This window comes from uncultured Lactobacillus sp. (assembly GCF_947367085.1).
Lineage (GTDB): Bacteria > Bacillota > Bacilli > Lactobacillales > Lactobacillaceae > Lactobacillus.
Genome location: NZ_CANBCP010000059.1, coordinates 1 through 10803, shown reverse-complemented (window position 1 = coordinate 10803; position 10803 = coordinate 1). Strand labels below are relative to the sequence as shown.

The following is a 10803-nucleotide window of genomic DNA, read 5'->3' as shown; positions in this document are numbered from 1 at the left end:
TACTGAAAAATTTTATCAACATAATTAAAGTTGTCTTGCCGCACCATTTTTTCAAGGCAAGAAGTACAAATCATGGAATAGTGCCCGGGGAAGAAGGGTGATTCTGTGTGGGCAAATTCATATGATGATTTTTCTTGTATTTTTTTAATTTAACTGATTTTTAGTTTTAGATTTTTCACGCGGCATTTTTGTTGATATTTTTTTTTAACTTTCATAAAGAAGAAAAGCAATATCAGAAGATCTGTTCTATACTCGTATGCCCTGAACAGGAGTCGAACCTGCACTTTCAAAATGAAAATAGCGACCTGAACGCTACGCGTCTGCCAATTCCGCCATCAGGGCTTAAATATCAAAGAACATAGATAATTATACTAAATAATTGGTAAAATTAAAATGATATCTATTGTAAATATGGAGTAAAGATGAATATAATTAAGCAATCTATTTTAAATAAAGTAATTAAACAAAGAGAAAGTAATACTCATAAAGGTAATTATGGACGTCTTTTAATTATTGGTGGCAGCCCCAATTATGGTGGAGCAGTAATTATGGCAGCTGAAGGGGCATTGAATAGTGGGGCTGGCTTAATCTGTGTAGCGACTCATTCGATTAATGTGTCTGCCTTACATGCGCGAGATCCAGAAATTATGTTCTTGGATTGGCATGATGAAAAAGGTCTCAAACAAATGATTCCTCAAATGGATGTAATTGTCTGTGGAATGGGGTTAGGGAATGACAAGTACGCTAAGAATATTTTATTAACTCTTAAAAATTACGTTACACCTAATCAAAGCATTGTTTTTGATGCAAGTGCTTTAGATTTAATGGCTCAAGATAAATCCTTAATTCTACAGCAGGCTAAAAATATAATTCTAACCCCTCACCAGATGGAATGGCAAAGACTTAGCCAAATTCACATTCCTTATCAAAGCGATAGTGCCAATTTAGAGGCATTAAATAATTTATTTCCAAATAAAAATGCCTATCTAATTTTAAAGTCGAATCATACCAAGATATATGATTCAAACGGTGAATTTTTTGAAAATCCAATCGGCAATCCTGGAATGGCAATTGGTGGAATGGGAGATACGCTAGCTGGAATTGTTGGCGGGTTCATCGGACAATTTGGTGCTGATATCGAAACTCTCCAAGCAGCTGTCTATCTACATTCTTTAGCAGCAGATGAAATCTATAGAAATCATTATATTGTGCGTCCAACTAAATTAAGTGCGAGTTTACCTTTTTTGATGAAAAAATATGGGAGTAAAGATGAAGAAAATTAATCGGTGGTTACTTTTACCTATTTTTTGTGTCGTTTTATTTTGCACAGGTTGTAATAAAAAAGCAGAGCCTGTAAATATGCCGAATGCTGTGTCTAGCTATCAAGAAGATAAATTAAATTTAGATGCTAAAGCCGCTCTTGCCTTCGATTTAAAAAATGGACAGATCTTCTATGCTAAAAATGCAAAACAAAGATTACCGGTTGCATCAATGTCAAAATTGATTACCATTTATTTAACTTTACAAGCAATTGAAGAAGGAAAAATCAAGTGGGATCAATTGGTCACTCCAGATAAAGATATTGTTGCTGTAGCTAATAATCCTGATTATGCCAATGTCTCACTTAAGTTAGGACACAGCTATACTATTAGGCAGTTATATCAAGCCACCTTAATTCAATCCGCTAACGATGCAGCGATGATGCTCGCCAAAGCAATTAGTGGTAATCAGCAGGCTTTTGTTATCAAGATGCGAGAATTGTTAAAGAGTTGGCAAATTGAAGATGCACAAATTTATACTCCAGATGGATTAGCAAACTCTTCAATGGGCAGCCAAGCTTTTGATGGTAAAAAAACAGCAGAAAATGAATTGTCCGCTCTTGATATGGCAATTGTAATTAAACATTTACTTAACGACTATCCACAAGTTATTGAAACAACGAGAATTGCCCACTTAGATTTTAAAGATCAAGATAAAACAACCGCAATGCAAAATTGGAACTGGATGCTACCGACTCTATCTCAATATGATCCACAGTTTCCAGTCGATGGCTTAAAAACAGGAACTACTGATGCTGCCGGTGCTTGTTTTTCATCGACAATGCTTAAAAATGGCAGGAGAATTGTAACTGTAATTATGGGTGCAAAACATGTTGACGGAAGCGATCCTTCAAGATTTGTCCAAACTAAAAAGTTATTAACTTATATTTTTGATAATTACCAACTGTACATTTTCAAAAAAGGACAAAAAATCGATGGTGTAAGGGATGTAAGAGTTAAAGCAGGAAAAAGTAAGGATATAGTACCCGTTTTACAAAAGGATACAGGCGTGTGGTTAACAAGCAGCCAAAAGTTACAAGGTCAATTTGATAAAACTTTTATTCAAGCTCCAGTAAAGAAAAATACTAATGTTGGAGATATTGTCGATCCTAATATCCCTGCCGTTAATGACAATAATTGTTTAACCTTACCAGCAACTATCAATAAAGATATAAAATCAGCTAATTTTATAGAAAGCCTTTTTAATTGATATTAAAATTTAATGTTTCTACAACTTTGGATGACTTATACTATTAGCTGTAATGCATAGAGGGGAAAAGTGTAATGAAAAAAATCACCATATTATCAACTGTCGTTCTTACTAGCTTATTTTTAGTTAGTGCTAAGCAAAATAAAGTTCAAGCTGCAGAAAATCAAAATATTCAATCTACGCAAGTTGAACAAAGTTCTGTTAATAATTACATTAATAACAATAATTTGCCTTATTCAGGAGTAAAAGATGAAACTGCTAATAGTACTTTTACTCAGGGAGGCGATTATCGTAATGGTAAGCCTGAGGGAATCGTAATTCACGAAACAGCTAAGCCAAATATTTCTGCACAACAATGGGCAGATATTTATAATAGTGAATGGCAAAAACGTCAAACCTATGTCCATGCTTTTGTTGACCACAATCAGGTAGTTCAAATTGCTCCAACTGATAAGACTGTGTGGGGAGCTGGGTATTATGCAAACCAGCGCTTTATTCAAGTAGAATTGTGTGAGGAAAATAATGCTCATGATTTTGCTCAAAGTATACAAAATGATGCAACTTATGTAGCTAGTTTGCTGCACAAATATAATTTGAAACCAAGTTTGGCTACCGCTGATCAAGCAGGTACCATTTGGTCTCATCACGATGTATCTCGTTATTTAGGTGATACAGATCACACAGATCCAGATGGATATTTTGCAGTTAATAATTATTCAATGAATCAATTCTTTGATCTAATCAAGCAAAGATATGATGAGTTATCCCAAGTAACTTCAACTAACAAACCAGCCAAGCCAGCTATTTCAGATAATGTCAAAAATATTAACGATATTGCGAAGATAACTTACAACGGACGTGGCAAGGTTGCAGTCTGGAGCGACTTTGGTGAAGGAAAGAAAGTAATAAAATATTTGCCGAAAAATACTAATTGGAGAGTATTTAAAATAGCAAATTATAATGGACGTAACTGGTATAACCTCGGTGGCAATCAATGGATCGATGGACAATACATTACTTTATCTCAAGCCTCTAAACCAGCTGTAAAATCTGACACTGTTTCATCTACTGGGCAAGTTAGCGCTATTAATAAAATAGTTTCGATTAATTATAATGGTCGCGGAAAAGTTGCAGTCTGGAGCAATTTTGATACGACTAAACATATCACCGGTAAATACTTAGCTAAAAATACCAATTGGAGAGCTTTTAAGCTGGCTACTGATAAAAACGGACATAAATGGTATAACTTAGGTGGCAACCAATGGATTGATAGTTCATATATCAAAGAAAAATAGGGTGAAAACCTTATTTTTTTCATATTTATGCGATAAAATTAAAAAAACTATCTCAGAAAGAGGATGACTCAATGCATAAAAATGTCAAAATAATGGGAATAATAATTGTGGCATTAACATTTTTATGTGGGTTAATCGTCTTTCAATATAATTCGCGTTCTTTGGATATCTTTGATTCACCAAAATCTTCCAAGATAAAAAAAGTCAAGAAGCCTGAAAAGAAATTTTTACTTTATAAAGATCCAAAAGATTTGGAAAAAGAAGGAACGTGGAAAAAGAAAAGCGAAAAAAAAGCCCAGCCGAATTTATCTCAAGTTAAGGATTTGTGGATAAGAGTATCTCTCAAGGGCAATCGCACCTATATTATGAGCGGAAATAAGCCAATCTATACTATGCTTTCAACGGCAGGAAGGTTTAATAGTAAAGGAAAATCCGATACACCAGTTGGCACTTATCATATTCAAGAAGAAAGAGGCCATCAATTTTTTAATAAAGATTTGGGAGAAGGGGCAATGAACTACGTTAGCTGGCATCAGCACGGCGTTTATCTATTTCATTCAGTCCCAACTTTAAAGAATAAGTCAATCAACGTTAAAGAAGCAGATAAGTTAGGAAAAACTGCGGCTTCTCATGGTTGTGTTCGTTTAAGCATTCCTGATTCAAGATGGTTAATGGATAATATTCCCTATGGAACCAAAGTAGTTATTAAAAAATATTGATTTTACTGTTGGCGGATAAGCTTTAAGCTGTTATAATCTAGTGACGAAAGGATTAAAAGTAGTAATAAAGATGTTTTTTTTAGCGAGTCTATGTTGGTGGAAGATAGATAGAAGTCTTTATGAAGGCGTGTTTAGTCTAAATAAGTTTAATTGAAATTAATAAGCGGATACTTAGTATCAACTAGAGTGGTACCGCGGGTAATTTACTCGTCTCTTTCTATCATCAGGTAGAAAGAGACTTTTTTTGTGAAAAGGAGAAAAAATGGATTTTAAAAATGAAGTAGTGGACTTAATTGCTAGTCAAATTGATTTATCTAAAGAAAAAATTAGTGCTTTAATTGAACGTCCTAAAAATGAAAAAATGGGTGATTATGCTTTTCCAGCATTTATTCTAGCTAAGCAATTACATAAAAATCCTGCACAAATTGCAACTGAAATTGCTGAAAATATTAGCAGTGATAATTTCTCAAGCATTAAGGCAGTAGGCCCATATGTTAACTTTGCAATTGATCATGAAAAAATGATTTCTGCAACTTTAGCTGATGTTTTATCTGAAAAAGAACATTACGGTGATCAAAAGTTAGGTGAAGGTAATGTGCCAATTGATATGTCATCTCCTAACATTGCAAAACCAATGTCAATGGGACATTTGCGTTCTACGGTAATTGGTAATTCAATTGCTAAAAATATGGAAAAAGTCGGTTATACCCCAATTAAAATTAACTATCTTGGTGACTATGGTACCCAATTTGGTAAATTAATTGCAGCTTACAAGCACTGGGGCAATGAAGAAGATGTCAAAAAAGATCCAATTATGAATCTTTTCCACTACTATGTTAAATTCCACAAAGAAGCTGAAAATAATCCTGAGCTGGAACAAGAAGGCCGTGAATGGTTTAAAAAGCTTGAAGATGGTGATCCCGAAGCAGTTAAATTGTGGAAATGGTTCCGTGAAGTTTCTTTAACTGACTTTAAGCGCATCTATAAAGAATTAGGTATAACATTTGATTCTTATAACGGTGAAGCTTTCTTTAATGATAAGATGCAACCAGTTATAGATGAATTAAAAGATAAAGGGCTGCTTCATGAATCACGTGGTGCCCAAGTTGTTGATATGGGGGAAGATGAAAATCCCGCTATCATTGTCAAGTCTGACGGAACTTCAATTTATTTAACTCGTGATTTAGCGGCTGCTGAATGGAGAATGAAAGAATATAACTTCGTTAAGATGCTCTATGTTGTAGGTAATGAGCAATCACAACACTTTGTTGAATTAAAAACAGTGTTAAAGAAGATGGGCTATGATTGGTCTGATGAAATTCACCATATTCCATTTGGTTTAATTACTCAGGGTGGTAAAAAATTATCAACGAGAAAAGGTAACGTTGTTTTCTTAGATCAGGTATTGAAAGATGCCGTAAACCTAGCCAAAAAGCAGATTCAAGAAAAAAATCCTAATTTAGCTAACCAAGATCAAGTGGCTCATGATGTTGGTGTAGGTGCGGTAGTATTTCATGATTTAAAGAATGATCGTTTAGATAATTTTGATTTTGATCTAGAAGAAGTTGTGCGCTTTGAAGGCGATACTGGTCCATATGTCCAATATACTAATGCGCGTGCACAAAGTGTTTTACGTAAGGCTGCTTCAAGAAATCAAAAACCCGCACAAAATGACTTTAATTTGGATGATGAATGGGCTTTTGCGGTTGCAAAAGATTTAGCTGATTTTCCAAGAATTATTGCTCGTGCTAGTGACAAGTTTGAACCATCAATTATTGCAAAGTATGCCCTCAATCTTGCTAAGAAATTCAACAAATACTATGCAAATGTGAGAATTTTGGATGAAGATGATCAATTAGCAAGTAGATTAGCATTAGTTGAAGCAACATCTATTGTACTAACAGAAGCTTTACGTTTATTAGGTGTAAATGCTCCTGAAGAAATGTAATTTATAAAAATAATAAAAAGAAAGCGCTTTTATTTAGGTATAAGTATGTTAACTTTTGCACTATTGGGTTACAATAATGATGTGTTAAAAATTTAGGAGGTATTTTTTAATGGCTTATTTAGTAAATGGTAATGACATTTTCAAAGCTGCTCGTGAAAATCACTACGCTGTTGGTGCTTACAACACTAACAACCTTGAATGGACTCGTGCACTTTTAAGAGGTGCTAAGGAAACTAGAACTCCTTTATTGATTCAAGTTTCTACTGGTGCTGCTAAGTACATGGGTGGTTACAAGACTGTTAAGGACTTAGTTCTTAACGAAATGGACAACATGGACATCGATGTTCCAGTTATCTTGAACTTAGACCACGGTGACTATGAATCAGCTAAGGAATGTATTGCACTTGGATACTCCTCAGTTATGTTTGATGGACACAACTTACCAACTGAAGAAAACTTGGCAAAGACTAAGGAAATCGTTAAGTTAGCTCACGAAAGAGGTATCTCTGTTGAAGCTGAAATCGGTAAGATTGGTGAAAACCAAGGTGCTGATGGCGGTGAATTAGCTTCTGTTGAAGATGCTAAGACTTTCGTTGCTGCTGGTGTTGACAAGCTTGCTTGTGGTATTGGTAACATCCACGGTGTTTACCCAGAAGGCTGGAAGGGCTTGAACTTCGATCGTTTGAAGGAAATTGCTGATGCTGTACCAGGTGAACCACTTGTTCTTCACGGTGGTTCAGGAATTCCTCAAGATCAAATCGAAAAGGCAATTCAATTAGGTATTGCTAAGATTAACATCAACACTGAATTCCAATTGGCATTCCAAGCTGCAACTCGTAAGTACATCGAAGACAAGATGGACTTAGACAAGGGCAACAAAGGTTATGACCCTCGTAAGCTTTTGAGAGCTGGTACTGACGCAATTACTGATTCTATGAAAGAAATGATTTCATGGATGGGTACTGCACCAATTGACTCAAAGGAATCTTCAGTTAAGTTTGATGAAGCTTCATTAAACGAAGAATAAGATTATTTAATTTAAAAGGCGGACTCTTAATTGAGCCCGCTTTTTATTTTTGAAGTTTTAGAATTTTGAGTTAGAAAAACATCTTTTCTCTCAAAGCTAAAAGGTTTAATAAAAGATATGTGAAAAGCTGTTAGTCCTAATTTTTGGTTTTCTTTGAAGTTAGGATTATAAAGAGGATCACCAATGATTGGAGCGCCAATGGCAGCTAAGTGAACGCGAATTTGGTGTGTTCGCCCTGTTTCAAGAGTGATTTTAAGTAACTGATGATCCTTATTTTTTTCAATAACTTGATAGTGGGTAATAGCACGCAAGCCATTTTTACAAACCATTCTTTTTCTTTGATCAGTTGGATCTTGACCAATTGGGAGATTGATAGTGTCGTGATTTGGGATATTACAATTACGCGATACTTTGGCATAATAGTCCCTGTGAAAGGTTTTGGTAGTTAATTGTCTATTTAATAAGGGAACGACAGCTGGATTTTTGGCCATTAATAAAAGACCATTTGTAAGCATATCAAGTCGATGAACAATAAAAGGTGAATAGCCTAAATATGTTGCTACATCATTCAAAGCAGTATCTCTTTCAAACAAATTAGGATGAGTTTTTTGTCCACCTGGTTTATTGATTATGATGATATTTTCATCTTCATAGATAACTGTTGGCAGATGACCACTGGCTTGATAAGACTGATTGCTAGCGACTTGATCTAAAGTGATTTTGATTCGGTCGCCTTTTTTTATTTGAAAATTTAAAGGTAGATACTTGCCATTAACTAAAATGTTTTTTTCAGTTCTTAAATAATGCCGCCACTTGCGTGGAATTAAAAATTGCCGCATTAACTGGTCTACGGTGATTGGATCTTTATCTGGATACGTTAAATTGAATGTATAATTTTTATTCATATTCATAGTTATGGTTTATTGAAATCTTAATTTCTAAGCACATTTTTATAGTGAAATATATGCTAAAATTTTCATATTAAGTAAGTTTAGTTAAGGAAAAGGAAGATTGCCTTCATGCATTCTCAAAAAAATGAATTTTGGCATAAAGTACATCTGGGAATCAAGAATTTCAATCATCGTTTTCAAATTTGGCGATGGTTGATTTTGATTGTCTTAATCTGTTTTTTAAGTGTCTGTACTTATTATACAGTTAAAGTTAAAACATCCAACATCTCTAATTTAAAAGCATCTTTGTCAACAACTACTACAATTTTTGATGATAAAAATCAAAAAGCAGGATCTTTGTACTCACAAAAGGGTACTTTTGTTGAATTAGATAAGATTTCTCCCAATATTCAAAATGCTGTTATTTCGACAGAAGATAGAACTTTTTATAAAAATCCAGGCTTCAGTATCAAAGGAATGGCACGTGCAGCTATTTTAGGTATTGTGCATCGAGGAATTGTTGGTGGTGGTTCAACTTTAACTCAGCAATTAGCTAAAAATGCTCTCCTAACTCAGCAGCAAACTTTTTCACGTAAGATTGAGGAGTTGTTTTTTGCCATTGAGATCAACCATACTTATTCGAAAAAGGATATTTTGACCATGTATCTCAATAATGCCTATTTTGGAAATGGTGTGTGGGGAGTGCAAGATGCTTCTAAAAAGTATTTTGGAAAAGATGCCAGTGACGTCAACCTATCTGAAGCAGCAACAATTGCGGGGATGCTAAAGAATCCAAGTGGATTTAATCCAATTGATCATATGCAAAATGCGCTCAAACGTCGAAATGTTGTTTTGGGATTAATGAGAAGTAATAATAAAATTACTGAAGCTCAGGAAAAACAAGCTCAATCAGAGTCACTAGTATTGCGAGATACTTTTATCCAAGATGACGGCTATCGTTACCCTTACTTTTTTGACGCAGTTGTTGATGAAGCGATTAATCGCTATGGGTTAAGTGAAGAAGATGTAATGAATAAGGGATTAAAGATTTATACAACACTTGATCCGAGCTATCAATCTGCAATGCAAGATAGTTTTAACAATGGCTACAATTTTCCGCCAAGTCCTAGCGATGGCACCAAAGCCCAAGGCGCTAGTGTAGCCATGGATCCAAAAACTGGCGCAGTCAGAGCGGTTGTAGGAGGGCGTGGTCAGCATGTCTTTCGCGGCTATAATCGTGCAACTCAAATGAAACGTCAGCCAGGTTCCACAATGAAGCCACTGGCGGTTTATTCGCCTGCTCTTCAAAATGGCTATCATTATGATTCAGAATTATCTAATAAACTACAAAAGTTTGGAAAAAATGATTATGAACCTCATAACGTTGATAACCAATATTCAAATGAGATTCCAATGTATAAAGCGTTAGCAGAAAGTAAGAACGTACCAGCCGTTTGGCTTTTAGATAAGATTGGTGTCAATAAAGGCGTTCAATCCGTTGAAAATTTTGGTATTCACGTCAATAAAAATGATCGAAATCTAGCTTTAGCTTTGGGGGGATTATCAAGTGGGGTTTCTCCATTGCAAATGGCAAGAGCATACAGCGCATTTGCTAATGAAGGTAATTTACCTAATCAAGCCTATTTCATTACTAAGATTACTGACGCTAGTGGAAAAGTTTTAGCTCAAAATAATAATCCGGGTTCTCATCGAATTATTTCTAATAATACGGCTAAAGAAATGACTTCTATGCTTTTAGGCGTCTTTACAAACGGTACAGGTGCAAGTGCTCAGCCTGATGGTTTTCAGGTGGCTGGTAAAACCGGATCAACTGAAGTTCCTAATTCATATGGATTTGGAACCAAAGACCAATGGATAGTTGGTTATACACCGGATATTGTGGTTTCCACTTGGGTAGGCTTTGATAGAACGGATCAGCAACACTATATGCAGGGAATTTCTGAAACAGGGGTTACTCGTCTGTATAAGTCTGAAATGGAAAATATCTTGCCTTATAGTCCACAAACTCAGTTTAAAGTGAAGAGTCCGCAAGTAATTGCTAAAAATACTGGATCAGATTCAGATTGGTTCGGAAATATTGGTAATCAAGTTCAAAAAGGACTAAATGATGCCGGGAAAAAAGTCAACGAATGGTATAATAATATCAAGGGCATTTTTGGCCATTAACATTTAAAGGAGACTATTATGGTAAATATTTACGATAGTGCTAATCAAGTAGCACAAGACTTAGAAAAAACTCCTCAATTTGAGGCTTTAAAGAAATCATTGGAATCATTAAAAAACAATCCAGAAAGCATGAAGCTTTACGGTGAAATGGATGCTTTACAAAAGAAGGTTATGGCTGCTCAACAAGCTGGCCAACCTTTATCTGATG

The 10803-nt window shown here is 35.0% G+C and carries 9 protein-coding genes and 1 tRNA gene; 8 read left to right on the top strand and 2 right to left on the bottom strand.

Annotation, left to right across the window (positions count from 1 at the left end; all coding sequences use genetic code 11):
- Positions 1–257: 257 nt before the first annotated feature.
- A tRNA-Leu gene (locus tag Q0Y70_RS08370) sits at positions 258–342 on the bottom strand.
- Between the two features lie 80 nt (positions 343–422).
- Between Q0Y70_RS08370 and Q0Y70_RS08365 the strand changes: the two genes are divergently transcribed.
- From Q0Y70_RS08365 to Q0Y70_RS08340, 6 genes are all read left to right on the top strand, one after another.
- Positions 423–1283: an NAD(P)H-hydrate dehydratase gene (locus Q0Y70_RS08365; RefSeq protein ID WP_297819689.1), complete on the top strand. Its 861-nt coding sequence runs from the start codon at positions 423–425 to the stop codon at positions 1281–1283.
- A 76-nt stretch (positions 1284–1359) separates the two neighbouring features.
- Entirely contained in the window at positions 1360–2529 is a 1170-nt protein-coding gene (locus tag Q0Y70_RS08360) for a D-alanyl-D-alanine carboxypeptidase family protein (protein WP_297819686.1), read from the top strand.
- Between the two features lie 74 nt (positions 2530–2603).
- Entirely contained in the window at positions 2604–3824 is a 1221-nt protein-coding gene (locus tag Q0Y70_RS08355) for an N-acetylmuramoyl-L-alanine amidase family protein (RefSeq protein ID WP_297819683.1), read from the top strand.
- A gap of 71 nt (positions 3825–3895) precedes the next feature.
- Entirely contained in the window at positions 3896–4543 is a 648-nt protein-coding gene (locus Q0Y70_RS08350; protein ID WP_297819679.1) for a L,D-transpeptidase, read from the top strand.
- A 262-nt stretch (positions 4544–4805) separates the two neighbouring features.
- The gene (gene argS, locus Q0Y70_RS08345; RefSeq protein ID WP_297819676.1) at positions 4806–6491 is read left to right on the top strand and encodes an arginine--tRNA ligase; all 1686 of its coding nucleotides are present in this window, start codon (positions 4806–4808) and stop codon (positions 6489–6491) included.
- A gap of 109 nt (positions 6492–6600) precedes the next feature.
- Positions 6601–7518 (top strand): class II fructose-bisphosphate aldolase, encoded by a 918-nt coding sequence (locus tag Q0Y70_RS08340; RefSeq protein ID WP_297819673.1) that lies wholly within the window; start codon positions 6601–6603, stop codon positions 7516–7518.
- 26 nt (positions 7519–7544) lie between these two features.
- On the opposite strand, the gene Q0Y70_RS08335 is transcribed toward Q0Y70_RS08340, so the two are convergent.
- Complete coding sequence (locus Q0Y70_RS08335) at positions 7545–8429, bottom strand: RluA family pseudouridine synthase (RefSeq protein ID WP_297819670.1); 885 nt, start codon at positions 8427–8429, stop codon at positions 7545–7547.
- A 108-nt stretch (positions 8430–8537) separates the two neighbouring features.
- Between Q0Y70_RS08335 and Q0Y70_RS08330 the strand changes: the two genes are divergently transcribed.
- Positions 8538–10595 carry a PBP1A family penicillin-binding protein gene (locus tag Q0Y70_RS08330; RefSeq protein ID WP_297819667.1) on the top strand — a complete coding sequence of 686 codons (2058 nt, stop codon included), beginning with the start codon at positions 8538–8540 and terminating at the stop codon, positions 10593–10595.
- 18 nt (positions 10596–10613) lie between these two features.
- Positions 10614–10803: YlbF family regulator (locus tag Q0Y70_RS08325; protein WP_297819664.1), on the top strand; the 190-nt coding region annotated here is incomplete at its 3' end.